General features: G+C 61.4%; 22 protein-coding genes and 1 pseudogene. 8 read left to right on the plus strand and 15 right to left on the minus strand.

Annotation, left to right across the window (positions count from 1 at the left end):
* Nucleotides 1–121: 121 nt before the first annotated feature.
* From rpsJ to AC4BBN_RS08565, 10 genes are all read right to left on the minus strand, one after another.
* Nucleotides 122–436, minus strand: coding sequence for a 30S ribosomal protein S10 (rpsJ, locus tag AC4BBN_RS08520; protein ID WP_019575636.1), 315 nt, complete (start codon nt 434–436; stop codon nt 122–124).
* An 18-nt stretch (nt 437–454) separates the two neighbouring features.
* Entirely contained in the window at nt 455–1,645 is a 1,191-nt protein-coding gene (tuf, locus tag AC4BBN_RS08525; RefSeq protein WP_490591558.1) for an elongation factor Tu, read from the minus strand.
* Nucleotides 1,646–1,794: 149 nt separating this feature from the next.
* Nucleotides 1,795–3,897: an elongation factor G gene (gene fusA / locus AC4BBN_RS08530; protein ID WP_490591559.1), complete on the minus strand. Its 2,103-nt coding sequence runs from the start codon at nt 3,895–3,897 to the stop codon at nt 1,795–1,797.
* Between the two features lie 80 nt (nt 3,898–3,977).
* A complete protein-coding gene (gene rpsG, locus AC4BBN_RS08535; protein ID WP_490591560.1) occupies nt 3,978–4,451 on the minus strand; it encodes a 30S ribosomal protein S7 in 474 nt (157 codons plus the stop codon).
* A gap of 148 nt (nt 4,452–4,599) precedes the next feature.
* Nucleotides 4,600–4,977 (minus strand): 30S ribosomal protein S12, encoded by a 378-nt coding sequence (gene rpsL, locus AC4BBN_RS08540; RefSeq protein WP_011466063.1) that lies wholly within the window; start codon nt 4,975–4,977, stop codon nt 4,600–4,602.
* Nucleotides 4,978–5,139: 162 nt separating this feature from the next.
* Nucleotides 5,140–6,297, minus strand: coding sequence for a D-alanyl-D-alanine carboxypeptidase family protein (locus AC4BBN_RS08545; protein WP_490591561.1), 1,158 nt, complete (start codon nt 6,295–6,297; stop codon nt 5,140–5,142).
* A gap of 100 nt (nt 6,298–6,397) precedes the next feature.
* Complete coding sequence (locus tag AC4BBN_RS08550; protein WP_490591562.1) at nt 6,398–7,024, minus strand: alpha/beta hydrolase; 627 nt, start codon at nt 7,022–7,024, stop codon at nt 6,398–6,400.
* Nucleotides 7,025–7,092: 68 nt separating this feature from the next.
* Complete coding sequence (locus AC4BBN_RS08555; protein WP_490591563.1) at nt 7,093–7,452, minus strand: (2Fe-2S) ferredoxin domain-containing protein; 360 nt, start codon at nt 7,450–7,452, stop codon at nt 7,093–7,095.
* Nucleotides 7,453–7,461: 9 nt separating this feature from the next.
* On the minus strand, nt 7,462–8,556 hold the full coding sequence (locus AC4BBN_RS08560; protein ID WP_490591564.1) for a VanZ family protein: 1,095 nt from the start codon (nt 8,554–8,556) through the stop codon (nt 7,462–7,464).
* Nucleotides 8,557–8,576: 20 nt separating this feature from the next.
* A complete protein-coding gene (locus AC4BBN_RS08565) occupies nt 8,577–9,005 on the minus strand; it encodes a CopD family protein (protein WP_490591565.1) in 429 nt (142 codons plus the stop codon).
* Between the two features lie 353 nt (nt 9,006–9,358).
* Here AC4BBN_RS08565 and hemB point away from each other — a divergent pair, with 353 nt between their 5' ends.
* Nucleotides 9,359–10,378 carry a porphobilinogen synthase gene (hemB, locus tag AC4BBN_RS08570; protein WP_490591566.1) on the plus strand — a complete coding sequence of 340 codons (1,020 nt, stop codon included), beginning with the start codon at nt 9,359–9,361 and terminating at the stop codon, nt 10,376–10,378.
* 73 nt (nt 10,379–10,451) lie between these two features.
* The gene (locus tag AC4BBN_RS08575; protein ID WP_490591567.1) at nt 10,452–11,561 is read left to right on the plus strand and encodes a magnesium transporter CorA family protein; all 1,110 of its coding nucleotides are present in this window, start codon (nt 10,452–10,454) and stop codon (nt 11,559–11,561) included.
* Nucleotides 11,562–11,581: 20 nt separating this feature from the next.
* Here the strand turns inward: AC4BBN_RS08575 and AC4BBN_RS08580 are convergent, their stop codons facing one another.
* The 3 genes from AC4BBN_RS08580 to AC4BBN_RS08590 form a co-directional block, all read right to left on the minus strand.
* Nucleotides 11,582–14,470 carry a sensor domain-containing phosphodiesterase gene (locus tag AC4BBN_RS08580; RefSeq protein WP_490591568.1) on the minus strand — a complete coding sequence of 963 codons (2,889 nt, stop codon included), beginning with the start codon at nt 14,468–14,470 and terminating at the stop codon, nt 11,582–11,584.
* A 451-nt stretch (nt 14,471–14,921) separates the two neighbouring features.
* Nucleotides 14,922–15,221 (minus strand): DUF4148 domain-containing protein, encoded by a 300-nt coding sequence (locus tag AC4BBN_RS08585; RefSeq protein WP_490591569.1) that lies wholly within the window; start codon nt 15,219–15,221, stop codon nt 14,922–14,924.
* A gap of 115 nt (nt 15,222–15,336) precedes the next feature.
* Nucleotides 15,337–15,636, minus strand: a complete 300-nt coding sequence (locus AC4BBN_RS08590) for a DUF4148 domain-containing protein (RefSeq protein WP_490591570.1) — start codon at nt 15,634–15,636, stop codon at nt 15,337–15,339.
* Nucleotides 15,637–15,842: 206 nt separating this feature from the next.
* On the opposite strand from AC4BBN_RS08590, the gene AC4BBN_RS08595 reads away from it, so the two are divergent.
* On the plus strand, nt 15,843–16,724 hold the full coding sequence (locus AC4BBN_RS08595; RefSeq protein ID WP_490591571.1) for a LysR family transcriptional regulator: 882 nt from the start codon (nt 15,843–15,845) through the stop codon (nt 16,722–16,724).
* A gap of 144 nt (nt 16,725–16,868) precedes the next feature.
* On the opposite strand, the gene AC4BBN_RS08600 is transcribed toward AC4BBN_RS08595, so the two are convergent.
* Both AC4BBN_RS08600 and AC4BBN_RS08605 read right to left on the minus strand, forming a co-directional pair.
* Nucleotides 16,869–17,516: a glutathione S-transferase family protein gene (locus tag AC4BBN_RS08600; protein WP_490591572.1), complete on the minus strand. Its 648-nt coding sequence runs from the start codon at nt 17,514–17,516 to the stop codon at nt 16,869–16,871.
* Nucleotides 17,513–18,199, minus strand: coding sequence for a dienelactone hydrolase family protein (locus AC4BBN_RS08605; protein WP_490591573.1), 687 nt, complete (start codon nt 18,197–18,199; stop codon nt 17,513–17,515). Before AC4BBN_RS08605 ends, AC4BBN_RS08600 begins: the two co-directional genes overlap by 4 nt.
* Nucleotides 18,200–18,291: 92 nt before the next feature.
* Here AC4BBN_RS08605 and AC4BBN_RS08610 point away from each other — a divergent pair.
* The 5 genes and pseudogenes from AC4BBN_RS08610 to AC4BBN_RS08630 form a co-directional block, all read left to right on the plus strand.
* A pseudogene (locus AC4BBN_RS08610) lies at nt 18,292–18,702 on the plus strand (SDR family NAD(P)-dependent oxidoreductase); the annotation flags it as partial.
* A gap of 79 nt (nt 18,703–18,781) precedes the next feature.
* On the plus strand, nt 18,782–19,411 hold the full coding sequence (locus AC4BBN_RS08615) for a MarC family protein (RefSeq protein WP_490591574.1): 630 nt from the start codon (nt 18,782–18,784) through the stop codon (nt 19,409–19,411).
* 81 nt (nt 19,412–19,492) lie between these two features.
* Entirely contained in the window at nt 19,493–19,705 is a 213-nt protein-coding gene (locus tag AC4BBN_RS08620; RefSeq protein ID WP_490592890.1) for a hypothetical protein, read from the plus strand.
* On the plus strand, nt 19,706–21,502 hold the full coding sequence (locus AC4BBN_RS08625) for an ankyrin repeat domain-containing protein (protein ID WP_490591575.1): 1,797 nt from the start codon (nt 19,706–19,708) through the stop codon (nt 21,500–21,502). It begins immediately after the preceding gene.
* A 169-nt stretch (nt 21,503–21,671) separates the two neighbouring features.
* Nucleotides 21,672–22,217 (plus strand): lipocalin family protein, encoded by a 546-nt coding sequence (locus AC4BBN_RS08630; protein ID WP_490591576.1) that lies wholly within the window; start codon nt 21,672–21,674, stop codon nt 22,215–22,217.
* Nucleotides 22,218–22,233 lie beyond the last annotated feature (16 nt).

A 22,233-nucleotide genomic window follows, 5' to 3' on the forward strand; every position in this document is an offset into this window, starting at 1 on the left:
AAAACAGAATCCTATTTTGGAGCAGCCTTGGAGTATAGCCCGCGCTTGCGTTTTCAGCAAGTGCGGGTTATTTCCTTGGGGTGGTAGCAGCTTTCGCTTGCGCGAAAACCACACCGTTTGCTTATTGCAGCTTGATTTCGACGTCCACGCCAGCGGGTAGATCGAGCTTCATCAACGCGTCAACGGTCTTGTCCGTTGGGTCAACGATGTCCATCAGACGCTGGTGCGTACGGATTTCGAACTGGTCACGGCTGGTCTTGTTGACGTGTGGCGAACGCAGGATGTCGAAACGCTTCATGCGGGTTGGCAGGGGCACGGGACCCTTGACAATCGCGCCGGTGCGCTTTGCGGTATCCACAATTTCAGCGGCCGATTGGTCGATGAGCTTGTAGTCAAAAGCCTTCAGGCGGATGCGGATTTTTTGCTTGGTAGACATGGTGTTTCCTACGTCGTTTTAAGCAATGATCTTGGCAACCACGCCGGCGCCGACGGTCTTGCCGCCTTCACGGATGGCGAAACGCAGACCTTCTTCCATGGCGATGGGGTTGATCAGCTTGACGGTGATCGACACGTTGTCGCCTGGCATGACCATTTCCTTGCCTTCTGGCAACGCGATCGCACCGGTCACGTCCGTGGTACGGAAGTAGAACTGGGGACGGTAGTTGTTGAAGAAAGGTGTGTGGCGGCCGCCTTCATCTTTGCTCAGCACGTAGATTTCCGAAGTGAAATGCGTGTGTGGCTTGATCGAGCCTGGCTTGCACAGCACTTGGCCGCGTTGCACGTCTTCGCGCTTGGTACCGCGCAGCAAGATGCCGACGTTGTCGCCCGCTTGGCCTTGGTCCAGCAGCTTGCGGAACATTTCCACGCCGGTGCAGGTGGTCTTTTGGGTGTCAGCAATACCGACGATTTCGATTTCTTCGCCGACCTTGACGATGCCGCGTTCAACGCGACCGGTCACCACGGTACCACGGCCGGAGATGGAGAACACGTCTTCCACAGGCATCAGGAACGCGCCGTCAACTGCACGCTCTGGCAGGGGGATATAGCTGTCCAGTGCATCGGCCAGCTTCATAATGGCTTCTTCGCCCAGAGGACCCTTGTCACCTTCCATGGCCAGCTTGGCGCTGCCGTGGATGATGGGGGTGTCATCGCCTGGGAAATCGTACTTGTCGAGCAGCTCGCGCACTTCCATTTCAACGAGTTCGAGCAGTTCGGCGTCGTCCACCATGTCGCACTTGTTCAGGAACACGATGATGTAAGGCACGCCCACTTGGCGAGCCAACAGGATGTGTTCACGGGTCTGGGGCATTGGGCCGTCAGCAGCCGAGCACACCAAGATAGCGCCGTCCATTTGAGCAGCGCCGGTGATCATGTTCTTCACATAGTCAGCGTGGCCTGGGCAGTCCACGTGGGCGTAGTGGCGGTTGGCGGTTTCGTATTCGACGTGGGCGGTATTGATGGTAATACCGCGGGCCTTTTCTTCAGGTGCCGCGTCGATTTGGTCGTAGGCCTTGGCCGAGCCGCCGAACTTGGCTGCCAGCACGGTGGTGATGGCGGCTGTCAGCGTGGTCTTGCCGTGGTCAACGTGACCGATCGTGCCCACGTTGACGTGGGGCTTGGTACGTGTGAACTTTTCTTTTCCCATTTTTCAATTCTCCAGAAAGAGCTTTTCCCGTGTGAGGTTTAACGTCTGCACAATGTTGCTTGATCGCCTCGCACGGGAACAAGGCGGCACACTGTCGCAGACAGGGGATTGAAGGCTCGGCCGCTTGACGCGACGAGCCCAACTTCAATTTACTTAGCGCGGGAAGCCATGATGGCTTCGGACACGTTGCGAGGAGCTTCGCTGTAGTGCTTGAACTCCATCGTGTACGTGGCGCGGCCTTGCGACATCGAACGCAGCGTGGTGGAGTAACCAAACATTTCCGACAGCGGAACTTCGGCCTTGATGGCCTTGCCGCCACCAACCATGTCATCCATACCCTGGACCATACCGCGACGGCTGGACAAATCGCCCATCACGCTACCGGCGTAGTCCTCAGGGGTTTCCACTTCCACAGCCATCATGGGCTCCAGAATCACGGGGCCCGCCTTGCGGCAACCTTCCTTGAAACCGAAGATGGCAGCCATCTTGAACGCCAGTTCGTTCGAGTCCACATCGTGGTACGAACCGAAGTGCAGCGTGACCTTGACGTCCACCACAGGGTAGCCAGCCAACACACCTTGCGTCACGGCTTCGTGGATACCCTTTTCAACTGCAGGAATGTATTCGCGAGGAACCACACCGCCCTTGATAGCGTCGACGAACTCGATGCCCTTGCCGGCTTCGTTGGGTTCGATCTTCAGCACCACGTGACCGTATTGGCCCTTACCACCGGACTGGCGAACGAACTTGCCTTCAGCATCTTCGATCGTCTTGCGGATGGTTTCGCGGTACGCCACTTGTGGCTTACCAACGTTGGCTTCCACGCCGAATTCGCGTTTCATGCGGTCAACAATAATTTCCAGATGCAACTCGCCCATACCGGCGATCAGCGTTTGACCGGACTCTTCGTCGGTCTTCACGCGGAACGAAGGATCTTCCTGGGCCAGACGTTGCAAGGCAATGCCCATTTTTTCCTGGTCGGCCTTGGTCTTGGGCTCCACAGCCTGGGTGATCACAGGCTCAGGGAACACCATGCGTTCCAGCGTCACAATCGCGGTTGGATCGCACAGGGTTTCACCGGTGGTCACGTCTTTCAAGCCCACGCAAGCCGCGATGTCACCAGCGCGAATTTCGCTGACTTCTTCGCGGTTGTTGGCGTGCATCTGCACGATACGGCCAATACGCTCTTTTTTGCCGCGGATCGGGTTGTAGACGCTGTCGCCCTTTTGCAGCACGCCGGAATAGACGCGCACGAAGGTCAACTGGCCGACGAACGGGTCGGTCATGAGCTTGAATGCCAGCGCGGAGAACTTCTCGCTGTCGTCGGCCTTGCGGACCACGGGAGCGTCGTCTTCGTCCATACCACCAACGGGTGGAATATCCACGGGCGAAGGCATGAATTCGATCACGGCGTCCAACATGCGCTGCACACCCTTGTTCTTGAACGCGGTGCCGCAGTACATGGGCTGGATTTCGCTGGCGATGGTACGCGTGCGAATGCCCAGCTTGATTTCTTCTTCGGTCAAGTCACCTTCTTCGAGGTACTTGTTCATGAACTCTTCGGAGGCTTCAGCGGCTGCTTCAACCATCTTTTCGCGCCATTCCTTGGCCAGCTCGACCAGCTCGGCAGGGATGTCCTTATACTCGAACTTCATGCCTTGCGAGGCTTCGTCCCAGATGATGGCTTTCATCTTGATCAGATCAACCACGCCGGTGAAGTTTTCTTCAGCGCCGATTGGGATGACCATGGGCACAGGGCTGGCCTTCAGGCGCAGCTTCATCTGGTCCACAACCTTGAAGAAGTTGGCACCGGTACGGTCCATCTTGTTCACAAAGGCCAGACGTGGCACTTTGTACTTGTTAGCTTGGCGCCACACGGTTTCGGACTGGGGCTGCACGCCGCCCACAGCGCAGTACACCATGCAAGCACCGTCCAGCACGCGCATCGAGCGCTCGACTTCAATCGTGAAGTCCACGTGGCCAGGGGTGTCAATGATGTTGATGCGGTGTTCAGGCAAGGACGTGTCCATACCCTTCCAGAAGCAGGTGGTAGCTGCCGAGGTAATCGTGATACCACGCTCTTGCTCTTGCTCCATCCAGTCCATGGTGGCAGCGCCGTCGTGCACTTCACCAATCTTGTGGTTCACGCCGGTGTAAAACAGAATGCGCTCGGTGGTGGTGGTCTTGCCGGCATCGATGTGCGCGGAGATACCAATATTGCGATAGCGCTCAATGGGGGTATGGCGAGCCATAGTTCTCTTTCGTTAAAGCCACAAGCCCGCCATCCGCCAAAGGGTGGTGCGGGCTTGTAAGCTTGAGATGGGAGGGTTGCTTAGAAACGGAAGTGCGAGAAGGCCTTGTTGGCTTCAGCCATACGGTGGACTTCATCACGCTTCTTCATGGCACCACCACGACCTTCGGTGGCTTCCATCAGTTCGTTGGCCAAACGCAGGGACATGGATTTTTCGCCACGCTTGCGAGCGGCTTCCTTCAACCAGCGCATGGACAAAGCCAAACGACGGACAGGGCGCACTTCGACCGGCACTTGGTAGTTGGCACCACCAACGCGGCGGGACTTCACTTCGACCATGGGCTTGACGTTGTTGATCGCCAAGGTGAAGGCTTCCAGTGGGTCTTTGCCTGGGTTCTTCTTTTCGATGAAATCGAGAGCGCCATAAATGATGCGCTCAGCGATTGCCTTCTTGCCGCCTTCCATGATCACGTTCATGAATTTGGACAGCTCAACATTGCCGAACTTAGGATCCGGCAGGATTTCACGTTTAGGGACTTCGCGACGACGTGGCATTTTTCACCTCTTAATTGCTTCAGTTGGCGTCTTGGCAGACACCGCAAAAACCATTTTGGTTTTCACTTACTCGACCCACAGCGGGTCACTACGCTGCATCACCGCGCCACGCGGGAAACAGCACCGATACATACTAAAAACCGAGGGCTTACTTAGCCTTTGGCTTCTTCGCGCCGTACTTGGAACGCGATTGCTTGCGGTCTTTCACGCCTTGCAAGTCGAGCGAACCGCGCACGATGTGGTAACGCACACCGGGCAAATCCTTCACACGGCCGCCGCGAACCAGCACAACGCTGTGTTCTTGCAGGTTGTGGCCTTCGCCGCCGATGTAGGAGATGACCTCAAAACCGTTGGTCAGGCGCACTTTGGCAACCTTACGCAGAGCGGAGTTAGGCTTTTTAGGCGTCGTGGTGTAGACGCGGGTGCAAACGCCACGGCGTTGCGGAGAATTTTGCATCGCAGGGCTCTTGGACTTGATCGTTTCGACCTCGCGTCCCTGACGTACTAGCTGGTTAATGGTTGGCACTAAAGCCTCCTTGACAAAGAAAACGTCCCTAAACGTTTAAAACTAACAGAAAACGTGAATCCCTTCGGAAAGTTCCGAAAAGCCTTCGAGTATAGCTTTTTGAATCAGCGAGTGCAAACCTGCTGTTGTTTTAACAAGTTTGCATGCGCTCACTTATGCAAATTACTTAATCCACAAACGAATGGAATCCCAAGCGCGGCCCAGAATGCCGGCCTGCTCCACACCGTCCAAGGCCACCAAGGGGACGGTTTGCAGGGTTTGGTCGCCCAAAACCACCTTCAAAGAGCCCACGGCCTGACCCTTGGTGAAAGGCGCCACAAGGGGATCGGGCCGCTGGATTTCGGTCTTGACCTTGGCGGCGCTGCCGGCAGGCACGGCCACCACCACAGCTTCGGGACGGCCCAGCTTGACGGTGGCATCCTTGCCCTTCCAGACATTCGGCGTGACCACGGCCTGGTTGGCGTCAAACAGCTTGACGCCTTCATAGGCGGTGTAGCCCCAGTTCAGCAGCTTTTGCGATTCGTTCAGGCGGGCGTTTTCGCTGGCCGTGCCCAGCACGATGGTCAGAATGCGGCGACTGCCCAGGTTGGGGAAGTCGCGCTTGGCGGTGGCGATCAGGCAGTAGCCTGCGGCATCGGTGTGGCCGGTCTTCAGGCCATCCACCGTCGGGTCACGGAACAGCAGGCCGTTGCGGTTGTTTTCATTGCTGACGGGCGTACCGGGGTAGTGGTACTTCTTCATGCCGTCGTAGTGCGCGTACTCTGGAAAATCACGCATCAGCCGGGTCGCCAAGATGCTCAAGTCGCGCGCAGTGGTGATGTGGCCGGCTTCGGTCAGGCCTTCGGGGTTGCGGTAGCTGGTGGCTTTCATGCCCAGGGCCTTGGCCTGCTGGTTCATCATTTCCACAAAATGCTCTTCCGTGCCGCCCACGCCTTCGGCCAGTGCCATGGTGGCGTCGTTACCCGACTGGACGATCATGCCCTTGATCAGGTCTTCCACCGGCACCTGCATCTTGGGGTCGATGAACATGCGCGAGCCGGGCATCTTCCAGGCCTTGAGGCTGACCGGCAGGGTTTGCGTCAGGCTGATTTTTTTGCTGCGCAGCGCGTCGAACACCAGGTAAGCGGTCATCAGCTTGGTCAACGAGGCCTGCTCGACCGGCATGTCGATGTCTTTTTCCAGCAAGACCTGGTTGGCGGTGACGTCCAGCACCATATAGGCCTTGGCCGCGATTTCAGGGCCGGCCACCGGTTGGGCTGCCGCCAGCAAAGAAACAGAGGCCAACAAGGGTGCAGCAACAGCCTGCAAGAAGTATTTCATGGATGGGAATGGAGAGTGAGAGGTCAACAGGACGGGTGGCGCAGTGGCCACCCGGGTCAGGGGAAACCCCCGGTGCGACCCCTGGCAGGGCCGCAAAGTTTCATGCATGCAGGTGGCGCAGCACCAGATTTTTCAACAACGGCAATTGTCCGTGAAAAAAATGCCCGCCTGCTGGCACAACCGTCACAGGAAGTATCTGCGGCCGCGCCCAGTCCATGACAGAGGCCAGGGCAACGGTGTCGTCCTGCTCACCATGGACGACCAGGGTGCGCTCGTGCACCGCTGGCGGCAGGGTGGCTGCGGGTGCCCGCGCGGTGGAAGTCCCGACCAGCACCAGCTTTTCAACCGGGCGGCTGTCCCACAGCGCCCGCACTGCGTGGGTGGTGACGAAGGCGCCGAAGGAAAACCCCGCCAGGGCCAGCGGCTGGCCGGCCGGTGCCGTCTGCGCCACTACGGCCAACAGGTCTTCCATTTCGCCACGGCCTTCGTCGTGCGACCCGGCACTGGCGCCGACACCGCGAAAGTTGAAGCGCACCGCCGTCCAGCCGGCCTGTACAAAGGCCCGCGCCATGGTTTGCACCACCTTGTTGTCCATGGTGCCGCCAAACAAGGGGTGCGGGTGGGCGATGACGGCGATGCCGCGCGACTCGCCTGCAGGCGCGTCCTGGGCGGCTTCTATGGCGCCGGCGGCGCCGCTCAGGGTCAAACGCTGGGTAGATGCATTCACGAGATTACTACCAAATTGATAGCTACCAGCGCAGGCAATACCTGCGCCGGCGGCCTAAAAAGCTTAAATCAACGACCCAGGTGGGCTGGCGTCACCAAGCGCTCCACCACCTTGCCGTTCTTGAGGTGCGATTCGACGATTTCGTCGATATCGCTTTCGTCCACGAAGCTGTACCAGACCGCTTCCGGGTAGACCACAGCCACCGGGCCAGCGGCGCAGCGGTCCAAGCAACCGGCCTTGTTGACGCGCACCTGGCCAGGGCCAGACAGGCCCGCCTGCTTGACCAGCGCTTTGCAGCGGTCGAAGCCGGCCTGGGCGTTGTGGTGGGCGCAGCTGTCTTCGCCGTTGGTGCGGTCGTTCAGGCAGAAGAAGATATGGCGTCCGTAGTACGACCCGGTGGGTGCAGCTGGGGTGGTGTTGTCAGTCATGGGGGTATTTTAGTTTTCCGCTGCGGGTCGGGCGATGCGGCCCACCACCACGGCCAGTGCCACATAGGGCCACAGCCAGCCCAGCCACTGCACCAGACCATTGAAGCGGATGAACTTGCCCTGCTCCCAGGTTTGCAAAGTTTGTGCGAAGTAGGCGCTGGCCGGCGCCTGGTTCAGCACACCCAGGTGTACGGCCAAGGCCAGCAGCAGCAGCGCCGCACAGGCCCGGCGCGGCACCCAGACCAGGGCCACGGACACCGCCAAGCCGGCCCACAAACCCACGCGCACCGGCAGGGTCAACCACTGCAGCGCATGGATGGGGCCATAGCTCAGGCCGGCCGACACTGCCGCCGCCGCCAGACCCAGCAGCAGGATCAGCGGCGCAAACACCAGGCGCTGGCGTACCTGGCGCAGCACGCAATAGCCCAGCAGGCACGGAATCAACGCGCCCAGCAGCACACACAGCAGCTCAGCCCCCGGCACCAGGGGCTGCAGCTCGACATCGCGCACCGGCAACCAGTCCAGAAAAGGCGTGTCTGCCAGCATCTCGGCCAGACCGGCCTCGACCCGCTCCAGCACCTGACCGAGGCCCAGCGGTACGGCGGCAGGGAACAGCAGGGCCACCGGCCAGAGCGCCAGCAGCACCAGGGCGTTGCGCGCATCGCTGACAAACCAGCGGTCGCGGAAGCGGCTCCAGCGGTCGATCGCACCCAGCCATTCCAGCAGCGTCGCCGCAACAGCCCCCAGAAGAGCCCCGGCGCTGTTCAGAGCCCAGTCCACATTCGACGGCACCCGCACCGGCAGATAACTCTGCAGCATCTCCATCGCCAGCGACAACAGACAAGCCGCCAGCGTGGCCGCCAGCACCGGCACCCGGGTGCGGCCCGAGCGCAGGCCGCTCAACGCCCACAAAAAACCCAGTGGGGCGTAGCCGGTGACGTTGATGGCCACGTCAAACCCGGTCCAGTATTTCGGCAGCGGCGCGGTCACAAAAAACCAGGGCGTGATGCCCTGGTCGCGCCAGCCGTCAAAGGGATACAGGCTGGCATACAGCACCAGCCCGACATACAACCAGGCGAGCGGCCAAGCCGAGGTCTTGTGCATCCCAGGACAGGCCCTCCAGGTTAAAAGGGTTTCACCACCACCAGAATCACGATGGCCAGCAACAGCAGCACCGGCAGTTCGTTGAACCAGCGGTACCAGGTGTGGCTGCGCATGGGGGCGCCGGCGCGCATCTTGCGCAGCAGCACGCCGCAGCTGTGGTGGTAACCGATGACCAGCAGCACCAGGGTCAGCTTGGCATGCATCCAGCCATTGCCCGGCCCCCACCCAATGCCGTAGCCCAGCCACAGCCAGGCGCCGAACAGCACCGCCGGCACGGCCAGCAAGGTGGTGAAGCGCAACAGCTTGCCCGCCATCAGCAACAGACGTTCACGCTCGGCCAGCGAGTCCGGCGGCACCATCGCCAGATTGACGAAGATGCGCGGCAGGTAGAACAGACCAGCAAACCAGCTGGCGATGAAGACGATGTGGAAGGACTTGACCCAGAGCATGGTGAGAGCATAGCCCAGGGCAGGCAAAACCAAGCACCACCCGAATGAAGCCCCTTCGTGAACAGCGTGGAACCGGCTTTGCCGGGCCACTGCTGTTGCCCCCTGCAAGGGGGTTGGCGTAGCGACGCATAGCGCGCGCAGCCTGGGGGTGTTCCTATTCACCAAAAAAATACCCCGGCCAGAGGCCGGGGTGCTAAGCCCGTGGGTCGTGGACCGCTGGGCCCCGCTCAGGGAGGTAAAGCGGGAGGACGGCAAGCCGCCCTGAAAGCAATTTAGCAAAGGCCCCACCGGGATTCAAGAGGGCTTATCTGGATATTCCGGCAAGCCTGAGCGGATGGGGCACAATTTTGTCCATGACCTCCTCCACCCCCTACGCCCCCTACCCCGCCGGCCGGCCCCGCCGCCTGCGCCGCGCAGCCTTTAGCCGCAACTTGGTGCGTGAAAACACCCTGACCGCCCACGACCTGATCTACCCGGTGTTTGTGCACGAGGGCACCAACCGCCGCGAAGCCGTGGCCTCCATGCCCGGCGTGGAGCGCCTGAGCCTAGACCTGCTGCTGCCGGTGGCCGAGGAATGCGTGAAGCTGCAAATCCCGGTGATGGCCTTGTTCCCGGTGATCGACCAGTCGCTGAAGACCTACGGCGGCGAAGAAGCCTTCAACCCCGAAGGCCTGGTGCCGCGCGTGGTGCGGGAACTGAAAAAGCGCTTCCCCGAACTCGGCGTGATGACCGATGTGGCGCTGGACCCCTACACCAGCCACGGCCAGGACGGCCTGCCCGACGAAAACGGCTACATCCAGAACGAAGCCACCATCGCCGCCCTGGTGCAGCAGGTGCTGGCCCAGGCCGATGCCGGGGTGGACATCGTCGCCCCCAGCGACATGATGGACGGGCGCATCGGCGCCATCCGCCAGGCGCTGGAGACGCGGGGCCACATCCACACACAGATCATGGCTTACAGCGCCAAGTACGCCAGCGCGTTCTACGGCCCGTTCCGCGACGCGGTGGGCTCGGCCGCCAACCTGGGCAAGAGCGACAAAAAGACCTATCAGATGGACCCAGCCAACACCGATGAAGCTCTGCGCGAGGTGGCCATGGACATCGCCGAAGGCGCGGACATGGTGATGGTCAAGCCCGGCATGCCCTACCTGGACGTGGTGCGCCGGGTGAAGGACGAATTCCGCGTGCCCACCTTCGCCTACCAGGTGTCGGGCGAATACGCGATGCTGCAGGCCGCCGTGCAAAACGGCTGGCTGGACCACGACCGCGTGGTGCTGGAGAGCCTGATGGCCTTCAAGCGCGCCGGGGCCGACGGCGTGCTGACCTACAGCGCCATCGCCGCCGCCCGCCTGCTCCAGGCACAGAACGCGTAAGCTCCTAAAATAATAGCTGTCTGCGCAGATAGAACCTGCGCCAACGGCCTATTTCTTATAAATTTTTAACACCATGCGGATCTTCACAATTGTCGGCACCAGTGTGGTGGAAAACACCGCCCTGCCCAGCGCGCCGGTGCCGGGCGGCTACGTCTGGATCGCCTGCGCACGGAGCGAATTTGAAGTCCAGCAGGCGCTGCTGCAGTCCACGCTGCAACAGCTCTGTGGCCAGCAACTGGTGGATCTGCACGTGTCCGATTTGCTGAACAACCAGCTGCCGTCGCACTACGACTACACATCGCAATACGACCTGCTGGTATTTCGCCGGCTGGCGGCCGGCCCCAAGGAGGCTGGATCGGATGCACCCGCCGTACCGCCAGGCCAGCCGATGAAGCGCGGCGGCCCACCCATCCTGCGCCGCATCAACACCAACCCGGTGGGCTTTGCGGTGTTCGACCAGGTGTTGCTGACCGTACACCCCAGCGACTGCGCGGTGCGCGACAGCTATGCCGAGAAGCTGCTGGCCGCCACCTCCACCGAGCTGCGGGCCACCGGCGCCCGCGTACCCACCAGCCCGGCCGATTTGATGCTGCGCATCGTCAACACCATGGTCGATGGCTACCTGGACCTGCGCCGCGAACTGACCCGCCAGCTGGACCATTGGCAGAGCGAGCTGCTCAAGCCTGGGGCCCGTTTCAGCAACTGGAGCGCGCTGCTGGACGCGCGGCTGACCCTGCACCAATTGGACGATGTGTGTGAAGAACAGCGCTCGTCCATCCAGGACTGGATCGAGGCGGTAAAAACCTGGCCGGACGCACAAGGCATGGCCGAGCTGCGCGAACGCGAGCTGCTACAAGTGCGCAGCCGCGATGTGCTGGAACACATTGAACGGGTGGTGCACCATGTGCGGCGGCTGGAGCAAAGCGTTGAGACGGCGGTGCAGATGCACTTCAGCGTGCAGGGCAACCGGACCAACGACATCATGCTGACGCTGACGGTATTGACCGCCATCTTCCTGCCGCTGAACCTGATCGCCGGTATCTTCGGCATGAACTTCGAGGTGATCCCCCTGCTGCACCGGCAAGGCGGCTTCTGGTGGGCCATGGGCGCGATGGTGCTCATTGCATTGGGAATGGTGCTGCTGTTCTGGCGCAACCGGTATCTGGCACGCACCGGCCGTTAAAAACTATCCCGGTCGCGTAGCTACACGGCGGGCAGAAGGCTGAGGTCCAACACCTCCTTGGGCACTGGCCTGGAGAAGTAGTAGCCCTGCGCCTGGCCGGCGCCCATATCGCGCAGCAAGGCCAAGGTTTCGGCATCTTCCACCCCCTCGGCAACGACGCTCAAACCCAGCGATTCGGCCATGCGCACAATGGCCCGGACGATGGCACGGCTGCGCGGGCTGGCGCTCAGCTCCAGGATGAAAGACTTGTCGATCTTCAAGCCGCTGAAGTGGTACTGGTGCACGTAGCTCAGCGACGAGAAGCCCGCGCCGAAATCGTCCAGCACCACCGAGACGCCGTTGTCGGCCAGGTGCTTCATGGCCTGGCGCGCCAGCTCGGGTTCGGCCACCAGGGCGCCTTCAGTCAGCTCCAGGCAGATGCGCGAGGGCGCCACGCCATATTCGGCCAACAGACTCAGCACTTCGCTGGAGAATTCGCTGCGGGTGATGCTGTAGCTGGAGCAGTTCACATGCACGGTCGGCCAGTGCGCGTGCGCGGGCTGCGCCAGGATCTCCACCACGCTGTGCAGCATGTAGAAGTCCAGCCTACCGATCAGTCGCAAGCCCTCCAGCGCGGGCAAAAACTGACCGGGTGCGACGATATTGCCGCCCGGCTGGTGCCAGCGGATCAAGGCCTCCAAAGCCACAATGGCGCCGCTCTGCACATCCAGGATGGGCTGGAAATACGGCAGCAATTCATCTGTGCGTTTGAGCGCGTTGCGCAGGGCGGTCTCCTGCTCCATTTGGTCGGACACCTCGCGGCGCACTTCCTGGCTGAACAACGCATAGCTGTCGCGCCCGGCGTTTTTGACGCGGTACATCGCCGTGTCGGCATCGCGCAGCAGGTCGGCCGGCTCCTGGTGGAACTGGCTGTTGGCACCCACCACGCCGACACTGCAGGATGAAAACACCGTGTGCCCATCCACATGGAACGGCAGGTCGAAGGCCTGCACAATGCGTTCGGCTATGGCCGCCGTGACCTCCGGCGATGCACCAAAGGCCAGTACCGCAAATTCGTCGCCGCCCAGACGGGCCAGCAGATCGCTGTCGCGCATGCAGTGGCGCAGGCGCTGCGCGACCTGGACCAGCAGCAGATCGCCGCAGTGGTGGCCCAGGCTGTCGTTGACCATCTTGAAGCGGTCCAGGTCGATAAACATCACCACCAGCTCGTGGCCATGGGCGCAAAAGGCCTGCCAGGCGCTGTGCAGGCGTTGTTGCAAGTGGGCGCGGTTGGGCAGGCCGGTCAGCGAGTCGTGGGCGTTTTCATGCTGCAGCTTCGCATTGGCGTGGTCCAGCTCGCGGGTGCGGTCCTGCACCCGTGCTTCCAGCCGCATATTGGCGGTGTGGATGGCTTCGGCCGCGCTGCGCCGGGACAAGGCCGTGTCGATGTGCCGGGATACAAAGGTCAGCAATTCCTGGTCGCGCAGGGAATAGTGGATGTCGGCCGAATAACTTTGCACCGCCAGCACGCCGCGCACCGTGTCGCCATCGAACAGCGGAATTCCCAGCCAGGAGTAGGACTGGTTAGGGTCGTGCTGCACCGCAATCTCACCCAGGCTGTCCAAGCGCTGAGCCTCCTGGCGGTTCATCAGGCACGGGCGGCGCTGGCGAATCACATATTCAGTCGCGCCGCGCTCACCACGCCGGGGCTTGGGCGGGCTGTCTCGGAATTGGTCCACATAGTACGGAAAGGTCACCTCGGCGGTCGCATCGTCAAACAGCGCGATGTAGAAGTTGCGAGCAAACAGCAGCTCACCCACGATGCCGTGCAGTCCACGGAACAGTTCTGCCATGTCGCCCGGCTGGCTGGCCAGTTCGGTGATCTGGAACAAGGCGCGCTGCAGGTGCTCGGCACGTTCGCGGTCGGCCACCTCGTGGCGGAGCGCGTCGTTCAGGGTGGACAGCTCCAGCGTGCGCCGGGCCACGGTTTCTTCGAGGTGGGCGCGGTGCAGAATCCGGTCCAGCGCCATGGCCACGTGGCGCGCCACCACCAGAAACAACTCGCGGTCCTCCACGCTGTAGATGCGCGATACGTCGTAGACCTGCATCGCCAGCATGCCGAACACTTCGTCCGAAGCGTTCTTCAGCGGCACCCCCATCCAGAACTCTGGGCGATGGCCCACGCAGTAAAAGCGCCCTTGCGCCTGCGCTGCGGCAATGTCCGTGGCGTCAATGAACAGGGCCTGGCCAGTGGTCAGCACATAGTGGGTCATGGACAGGCGCTGGCGGTCGATGGACTCATGCTCCTCGGTCTCAAACGCATCGGCGTTGTCGATGTAGTACGGATAGGTGACCTTGTCGTCTTGGCTGTCGTACAGCGCCAGATAGAAGTTTTCGGCATCGATCAGGGTGGACAGATGGCGGTGCACACCTTGCAGAAAGGTCCGGCGCTCGCGGGTGGAGCTGGCCAGGTAGGTGATTTCAAACAGCACCCGCTGGCTGGCCTGGGCCCGGGCCAGTGCGTCGGTCTGCAGGCGCAATCCCAGCTTGTGCGCCAGATCCGCCAAGTACGGGTTGCCGGCTTCGCCGTGCGGAGCCAGCAACCAACCCAAGGCGCTTTCACCCTGGCCGGTGACCCACCGGTGCAACCCCTGGTCCTGGCAAAACGCGTCGAATGCCTCTTGGGCAAGCGCTTCGGGCCAGTGCGCAGCCGGGACACCCTGCTCGATACGATGCAGTGTGTCTCCCGCACGGTATGCCGCCCATGACAGGGTTGGCATGCTGGTCTGGACTGCATCCATCAAGGCTTGCAAGCTGCCGCGGTGGGCTGCGGTGTGCGCAGCATCTGCGTTGCCGGACGCGCCCGGCTCCACCGCAGTGTGGCCTGCGTGCGATGGCGGTGGGTCTAGTGTGGGCAAACGGGAAGTCATCGGCGCTCCATGCCAGCTGTCAACCCGCTATCTTCGTTGTTTGCGAGCGCGAATTGCAAGTTACCTTTGTATTTTTAGCATCCCCAATGCCGCAATCCGCGTTTTTTGAGTCGTTCCCAGCGGCCGCAGGTCTGTGAATCCACACACACCATATTGCTACAAAGTTTATAGCTATTTGCGCAGTATTTATATGTGCTAGCGGCCATTTTTATCTAAGGCGGCGTTGAATAAATCTCCGCGAGACTGCGTGCCTTGGATCGGGATGGGATGCAAGGCGCAAACCGCAGACATAGCCTTAGCTATGGCGAGGATTTGCAACGCCGCAGAACGCCCGAGGCCAGGGATGCGCAGACCGCGAGGGACTTGTTCAGGGTTGCCCCAAGCCACAAAAGGCACAAATGCAAAAAGGGCGGTGTCGCCACCGCCCTTGAAACTATCGACCTTGCGGAGATTAGCTGTGTTCAACCGGGATCAGGCCAGCATTGCGGGCGGCTACGTACTCGGCCATGACCTGTTCACGGGTCTTGCTGCTGGCGGCTTCGGCGATTACGGGGTAGCTGTTGTCGTTGCCGATTTGCAGCGTGCCGTCCTTGCGGGCCTGGGCCAGCTCGGCTTGCACCTCAGCGCGGGTCTTGGTGCTAACACTGGCGATCTGGGGGTAGTTGTTATCGCTTTCAGCAAATGCAGCACTGGTAGCGGCTACGGAAGCCAAAGCGATCAGGGCGGAAACGGCGAATTTAGAAGTAGACATGGGGTAGTTCCTTAGAGTTGTTAGTAGGATGTAATGCGAGGGAACTTTGGCGCCATGCGCCCTCTCTTGCAGAGGACTGCATGGCAGCACGGCACGCCCTCGGGCCTGTTCTTGATTAGCTATGTTCAACCGGGATCAGGCCGGCCTTGCGGGCAGCCACGTACTCGGCGATCACGTCGGCACGGGTCTTGTTGCTGGCAACTTGCGGCAACACGGGGTAGCTGTCGTCATTGCCGATTTGCAGCGTGCCGTCCTTGCGGACTTGCGCCAGCTGGGCTTGCACTTCAGCCCGGCTCAAGGTGCTGCGGGTGTTGATCTGGGGATAGTTGTTGTCGTTTCCGGCAAAGGCAGCGCTGGTGGCGGCGACGGATGCCAGAGCAATCAGGGCGGAAGCGGCGAATTTAGATGCAGACATGGTGATTCCTTTTAAACATAAACATCAAACAGAGGGAACCTTGTCGCCATGCACCCGTCTTCCTGGGTTACATCGCATTCAAAGCACACTCACAGTGTTGCAAGCTAGGGTTTGCAAGCTTGCTAATACTGTGAATAGCAGATAAGCGCGAAGTTTCATCTTTAAACAGGTCGAAATGGAACAAGACTGTTTCGGCAACGGAAACAATGGATACCCTCGAACTCATACGCACCTTCCGCGAAGTCGCTCTGCGCGGCAGCTTTTCCATGGCCGCGAAAACGCTGGACGTGTCCAAGGCCAATGTCAGCAAATACGTGGCGGCCCTAGAAGCCCGCCTGGGCACGCGCCTGCTAAACCGCACCACCCGTACCGTCAGCCTGACCGATGCTGGCAGCCTGTTGCTCAAACGCAGCACGCCCTTGCTGGAGATCGTGGACCTGACCCGCGACGAACTGAAGCACCGCTCGCGCCTGCCCAGTGGGCGCCTGCGCCTGACCGCGCCAGTGGGCCTGGGCAACACCGAGCTGCCCGATTTGCTGGCCGACTTCATACGCCGCTACCCCGACGTGCACATCAGCCTGGACCTGAGCAACCGCCAGATTGACATGGTGGACGAGGGCATAGACCTCGCACTGCGCATTGGCCGCATCACCGATTCCAACCTGATCGTGCGCAAGCTGCGCAGCATCGACATGCTGGTCTGCGCCAGCCCGGCCTACTGGCAGCAGCGGGGCACGCCGCTGCACCCGGACGACCTGGCCGAGCATGACGCGCTGACCTATGCCCTGGTGGGGCCACCGGAGTGGCGCTTCACGGTGGATGGCGCGCTGTACCTGGTGCCGGTACAAAGCCGCATGGACGCCACCGACAGCGCGCCGCTGGTGCACATGGCGTTGCAGGACATGGGGGTGGTGAACATGCCGCGCATGCTGATACAGAAGCACCTGGACAGCGGCGCCCTGCAGCCCGTGCTGGAGGGCTTTCAGTCGAACGACCTGTGGCTGTACGCCGCCTACACGCAGCGCCGCCACAACAGCGCGGCGCTGAAAGCCTTGCTCACCTTTATGGAAGAACGCTGGAGAGACTAGGCTCACCCCCAGGCTGCGCGCACTGCGTGTCGCTTCGCCAACCCCCTTGCAGGGGGCGATACCAACGGCCAGGCGGAGCCGGTTCCGTGGTATCTCTGGAAGGGGGAGATTCGCGCCGCTGCGTTTAATTGATGCCGCTGTTGTTTACACCAGCGGCTGACCGATCTTTTCTGTCGCAAAGGCGCGTTGCACTGCGGGGCGGGCCAGTACCCGCTGCAGGTATGCACCTAGCTGCGGCAGGCTGCGCGCGGGGCGGGTGAAGTTGCGGGTCCAGCGGCACAGCATCAGGGCGTAGGCGTCTACGGCGCTGTACTGTGCGCCCAGCAGCCAGGGGCCGCCGTGGCGGGCCAGCTCGGCTTCCAGCTGGTCCAGCAGGCTGCCGACGCGTGCTTCGGCGTGCGCCTTGACGCTGGCCACGCCAGCGTCGTCGTCAGCCCAGCGCTCGGGGTAGAAGTACAGGATCAAATCGGCCTGCAGCGTGTTCGTCAACCACACCATCCATTTGTAGAAGTGCGCACGCTCGGGCGTGGCCAGGGGTGGCGCCAGGCTGGCTGCAGGGTGGCAGTCCGCCAGATGCAGGCAGATGGCGGCGGCCTCGTACAGCACCAGGCTGCCGTCCACCAGCACGGGGATCAGGCCGTTCGGGTTCAGCCGCAGATAGTCGGGTGACTTGTGCGCATCGTGTTCACGGTCTACCCATACCAGTTCGAACGGCACGCCAAGTTCTTCCAGCACGATGTGCGGCGCCATACTGGCCGTGCTGGGAAAGTAATGCAGCTGCAGCTTGCTCATGCCAGGTGCCGCTCAAAGAATGCCAGCGAGCGCTCCAGTGCCAGGGCGGCCGACGGGGCGTCAAAAGCGCCGCGCTGGTCGCAGTTAAAGCCATGGTCTGCCGGGTACAGGCGCAAGTCCACGCCGGGGTGGGCCTGGCCAAAGGCCTTGACCGACTCCAGGCTGATGCCGTGGTCGCGTTCGCCAAAGTGCGACAGAACAGGTACCAGGGGCTGGCGTGCCACTTCGGCGGGGCCGGTCATGCCACCGCCGTAGTAGGTCACCGCCGCGCTCAGCCCTGGCACCAGGCTGGCCGCGCGCCAGCTGAGCAAACCGCCCCAGCAGTAGCCCACGGTACCGACTTTGCCAGCACGGGCCGCATAGGCCAGCGCGGCCTGGATGTCATGCATCAGGGTGGTGACGCCTTGGGCCTCGGCGGCAGCCTTCAAGGCGATACCGGCCTGCACATCCTCAGGGGTGTAGCCAATGTCCACACCGGGCTTGACACGCTGGAACATGGCCGGCGCCACGGCCAGATAACCCGCGGCAGCGTAAGCATCGGCCACGGAGCGGATGTGGCGGTTCACGCCAAAGATTTCCTGGAGCACCAGCACCGCGCCCTTGGGTGCACCGCTGGGCGTAGCCACGTAGGCCGGCAGCACACAACCGTCGGCGGCGGTGAGATCAACAAAAGAAGAAGACATACAAGCAGCTCCTGAAAGGACTAAGTGGGCACGGATTTACCAGAGAGCGGCATGGTACTGGTATCGTTCCATCTCTACAGACAAGGCCTGACATGACCCCATCCCCTGCTCGCCCCGTATTGCTGGTCACCGGCGGCGGCCGTGGCATCGGCGCGGCCACTGCGCGCCTGGCCGCACAGCGCGGCTATGCGGTGGCCATTAACTACGCGCACCAGGCCGCTGCGGCCGAACGGCTGGCCGCCGACATCCAGGCCCAGGGCGGCCAGGCCATCGCGGTACAGGCCGATGTTTCCGACGAAGCCCAGGTAGTGCGGCTGTTCACCACGGTGGATGCGCAGCTGGGGCCGCTGCGCGCCCTGGTCAACAACGCTGGCGTGGTGGATGTGACCACCCGCGTAGACAACATGGATGCAGCCCGGCTGCAGCGCATGTTCAGCGTGAACGTGATTGGCAGCTTTTTGTGTGCCCGCGAAGCCGTGCGGCGCATGGGTACGCGCCAAGGCGAGCGCAACTCAGCCCCGAGGCCAGCTACACCACCATGGCACTGGTGGATGTGGCGGGCGGACGTTAAGCTCTGCGCCCATGGATACCAAACCCCTCATCACCCTGCTGGCCATCGTCAACCCGCTGGCCATCGTGCCCTTCTTCATCCACTACACGCAGAGCTTTTCGGCGGCACAGCGCAAGCGCACCATCTGGGTGTCGTCGTTCAGCGTGTTCGTGGTGATCGCCGTCAGCGCACTGCTGGGCCTGCAGATCCTGGACTTTTTCAATATCTCGCTGGCCAGCTTCCAGGTAGGCGGCGGCCTGCTGCTGATGACCTCTTCGCTGAACATGCTGAACGCCCAGCCTGCCGAGGCCAAGTCCAACGCTGACGAAATACAGGACGCCTCTGAGCGCGCCGCCGTGGGCTCCAGCATCGCCGTGGTGCCGCTGGCCATTCCCCTGCTGACCGGCCCAGCCAGCATGTCCACCGTGGTGATCTACGCCGACCGCGCCAAGTCCTTCTGGCAGCTGATGACGCTGGTGGGCTATGGCGTGGTGATCGGCCTGGCCACCGCCCTGTGCTTCGCGCTGGCCCAGCCCATCGCCCGCATCCTGGGCAAAACCGGCATCAATGTGATGACCCGGCTGATGGGCCTGATCCTGGCCGCGCTGGCGGTGGAGGTGATGGCCGAGGGCCTGCACAAGCTGTTTCCTATTTTAGGCTAATGCTCCTTTTTTAATAGCTACTGGCGCAGGTATTGAATGGGCTGTAGCCTGATTTAATGCGTTAAATTCCACCACAAACCCATGCCTTCTTTCACCGTCCTGTGCTTCCCCAACCTCGACAAAGTCCTGCCGCTCCCGCACGCCCAACTCCCTCAATGGGATGGCAACCAACAAACGCTCCTCAACGCCGCCAAAGCCGTTCGACCCGATCCCAATCCAGTACCAACAGATGACGGCGATGCGATGGGGGTGGGGCAGTTTTTTCCAATGGCCCAGTATTTTCGGAGAGCATGAATGCAGTCCTTCCGGTGTGAATTTTTCGTGCGGCAGCAAACTCCGCGTCGCATCTTCCAGTCCGCGGCCCAACTCGTGGCGTGGCTGCTGCTCTGGATCCTCGTGTGGCATGCCGCACCGCTCAGGGCCGCGTCGCCTAGCGCAGAGCCCGTCGCAGTCGAAAACATTTGGGGGGCTGCTGAAGCTGGCGACGTAGCAGGGCTGCAAAAATTCGTTGCCAATGGCATAGAAATCGACGCGCAAGAGAAGGGCAAGAGCGCGCTGATACGTGCACTGGAACGTCGGCAATTCAACGCGGCCACGTGGTTGCTGCAGCACGGAGCCGATGCCAACCAAACCACGCGCGACGGTTTTTCTGCACTCTCCTATGCGTATTGGGCGGGAATTGCACCTGCACCCCGGCCCTACGATGTGCGCTGGTTGAATCTACTGTTTCAGCAGGGGGCGAATGTCGATGCACTGAATCGCAACGAAACCATTTTGATGCTGGTCGTCGGCCACCGGCCGTTTCGGCCTGAAGCCTTCAAACGAATCCTGGCACAGCACCCGCAGTTGGAGAGGCGTAAAACCAAAAGTTGCGCTACGGCGCTGTTTGACTCCTTGGGTTCCAGTGAAGCCATGCAATTGCTGCTGGAGGCGGGTGCCAATCCCAATGTGAATGAGATGACCAACGCCTACTACGGTGCAGGCGATTGGGGTTACATGATGTACGCCACGCCGTTGTTGCGCGCAGCCGGTTTGAGTGCAGGTTATGGAGAACGTCAGAGCACGGTGGAGTTGCAGTACGAGGAACAGGTGTGGCGATTGTTGAAGCATGGCGCCAACCCGCGTTGGGGCGGCATTGGTGGCCCGCACGAAGCCCAGCTCGATTGCCCCGAAGGTAAGTCCGGCGGGCCGGGCGTTTCGGGCACCGCCGCACCCGAATGGGTGGGCTTTGACTTTGGGCAGTCGAATCCGGCGTTGACGCAGTTGCTGGGCGTTGCCAGCCCCCGCTGGACCCTGTTTGACGAACTGGTGCGCGTGGCACAGCCCATCGCACCCGGCGAGATCGGTTTTCCGGCCATCTACGATGCGGTAGGGCAATACGGGGGTTTACCTGCTCGCATCAACCAAAATGACCCGGCCAAAAATCCCCAAGCCACGGCAAAGCAACTCGCGGAGTACCAGTTCATGCTGCAGCGCAAGCAGAATTTGGAGTACACCCTGCACCGCTTGCTCGACTTGGATGCCAAGGTCAACCCGGCAGTGCGCCTGTCCACGCAGTTGGGCTGGGGTGATCTGTGGCTCACCAGTCTGGATGATTCCACCTCTGGCCTGGGTTTGCTACCGCTATATGTGGATGAGATGCCCGACGCACTGTACCTGCGCTTTCTGCAGCATGGTGCCAGCCCGGCCATTCGTACCGACGCATTTCAGGGTGACACCACTCCGGTGGTGCCCTACCTGATCAAGCGCGGCGCTGCCACCAAACTGGCCTTGTTAGGTGAGTATCTGGGGACATTGAATTCGGTGCCACCGTGGTGTGGTGCCACCGTACACAGCATCGCGCAAGCGCTACAACCACAGTTCGATTCGCGTGGTCGTGCTTCAGCCCCCCCGTTGAGCTCTGCGACGGGTCAGGAGGCAAAGAAGATCATGCTGACGCTGTTGCGAAATCCGCGCTGCGAAAGCGATTTCGATGATCTGGATGCGTTACTTAAAAATCTGGCCGACGCTCAGATTAACCAGGCCTATGCTGCCAGCGCGCTGTGGCCACAAGCCCAATCCAGGCGCGGCACACCTGGCTCACTGCGTTGAGCCCCTTCTGGGCTAAACCGGTATGCACGCCGCCGCGAGGGCCAGCATTGCCGTGGACCTAATGGCCGACGGCCTGCAAAAGCAGTTTCCCATTTTGGGTTGTGCTGCGGTTTTAATAGCAGATTACGCAGGCAGCATAATCGCTAGAGACTGATTTCTTATAAATTTTATGCGCCACACTTTTTGCCGTTTAGGCCCCTTGCTGCTGGCCTCCGTGCTCGCCCTGGGCGGCTGCTCCACAGCGCTGCCCGAGGGCATTGCCGCCGTCACATCGTTCGATGCCACACGCTACGCGGGCAAGTGGTTTGAGATTGCCCGGCTCGACCATTCGTTTGAGCGCGGGCTGGACAACGTCAGCGCCCGCTACACCCTGCAGCCAGACGGAAGCGTGCAGGTCATCAACCGGGGCTTCAACACGGAAAAGAACGCCTGGAAGGAAGCCGAGGGCGTGGCCAAGTTCACCGGCGACCCGCACACGGCATCACTGAAGGTGTCTTTCTTCGGCCCGTTCTATGGCGGCTACCACGTGGTGGCGCTGGACCCGGACTACCGCTGGGCCCTGGTGATTGGCGCTGACCGCAGCTACGCCTGGATACTGGCGCGCGACAAGCAGCTGCCACCCGCCATCCGCACCCAGCTGGTAGAGAAGGCCCGGCAATTAGGCGTGGCGGTGGACCAGCTGCTGTGGGTGGCGCAGACCCGCAGCGACAGCTGATTGCTATTTAATTTAT

It is taken from the genome of Rhodoferax sp. SPJ21, assembly GCF_058216335.1.

Coding starts and splice junctions, on each gene's coding strand:
- AC4BBN_RS08585 (WP_490591569.1), bottom strand. CDS start 15,221: ATGTCTACTTCTAAATTCGCCGTTTCCGCCCTGATCGCTTTGGCTTCC.
- AC4BBN_RS08615 (WP_490591574.1), top strand. CDS start 18,782: ATGGATACCAAACCCCTCATCACCCTGCTGGCCATCGTCAACCCGCTG.
- AC4BBN_RS08620 (WP_490592890.1), top strand. CDS start 19,493: ATGCCTTCTTTCACCGTCCTGTGCTTCCCCAACCTCGACAAAGTCCTG.
- AC4BBN_RS08545 (WP_490591561.1), bottom strand. CDS start 6,297: ATGAAATACTTCTTGCAGGCTGTTGCTGCACCCTTGTTGGCCTCTGTT.
- AC4BBN_RS08555 (WP_490591563.1), bottom strand. CDS start 7,452: ATGACTGACAACACCACCCCAGCTGCACCCACCGGGTCGTACTACGGA.
- AC4BBN_RS08600 (WP_490591572.1), bottom strand. CDS start 17,516: ATGAGCAAGCTGCAGCTGCATTACTTTCCCAGCACGGCCAGTATGGCG.
- AC4BBN_RS08605 (WP_490591573.1), bottom strand. CDS start 18,199: ATGTCTTCTTCTTTTGTTGATCTCACCGCCGCCGACGGTTGTGTGCTG.
- AC4BBN_RS08575 (WP_490591567.1), top strand. CDS start 10,452: ATGCGGATCTTCACAATTGTCGGCACCAGTGTGGTGGAAAACACCGCC.
- AC4BBN_RS08560 (WP_490591564.1), bottom strand. CDS start 8,556: ATGCACAAGACCTCGGCTTGGCCGCTCGCCTGGTTGTATGTCGGGCTG.
- fusA (WP_490591559.1), bottom strand. CDS start 3,897: ATGGCTCGCCATACCCCCATTGAGCGCTATCGCAATATTGGTATCTCC.
- AC4BBN_RS08625 (WP_490591575.1), top strand. CDS start 19,706: ATGCAGTCCTTCCGGTGTGAATTTTTCGTGCGGCAGCAAACTCCGCGT.
- AC4BBN_RS08565 (WP_490591565.1), bottom strand. CDS start 9,005: ATGCTCTGGGTCAAGTCCTTCCACATCGTCTTCATCGCCAGCTGGTTT.
- AC4BBN_RS08590 (WP_490591570.1), bottom strand. CDS start 15,636: ATGTCTGCATCTAAATTCGCCGCTTCCGCCCTGATTGCTCTGGCATCC.
- tuf (WP_490591558.1), bottom strand. CDS start 1,645: ATGGGAAAAGAAAAGTTCACACGTACCAAGCCCCACGTCAACGTGGGC.
- hemB (WP_490591566.1), top strand. CDS start 9,359: ATGACCTCCTCCACCCCCTACGCCCCCTACCCCGCCGGCCGGCCCCGC.
- rpsJ (WP_019575636.1), bottom strand. CDS start 436: ATGTCTACCAAGCAAAAAATCCGCATCCGCCTGAAGGCTTTTGACTAC.
- AC4BBN_RS08580 (WP_490591568.1), bottom strand. CDS start 14,470: ATGACTTCCCGTTTGCCCACACTAGACCCACCGCCATCGCACGCAGGC.
- AC4BBN_RS08630 (WP_490591576.1), top strand. CDS start 21,672: ATGCGCCACACTTTTTGCCGTTTAGGCCCCTTGCTGCTGGCCTCCGTG.
- AC4BBN_RS08595 (WP_490591571.1), top strand. CDS start 15,843: ATGGATACCCTCGAACTCATACGCACCTTCCGCGAAGTCGCTCTGCGC.
- rpsG (WP_490591560.1), bottom strand. CDS start 4,451: ATGCCACGTCGTCGCGAAGTCCCTAAACGTGAAATCCTGCCGGATCCT.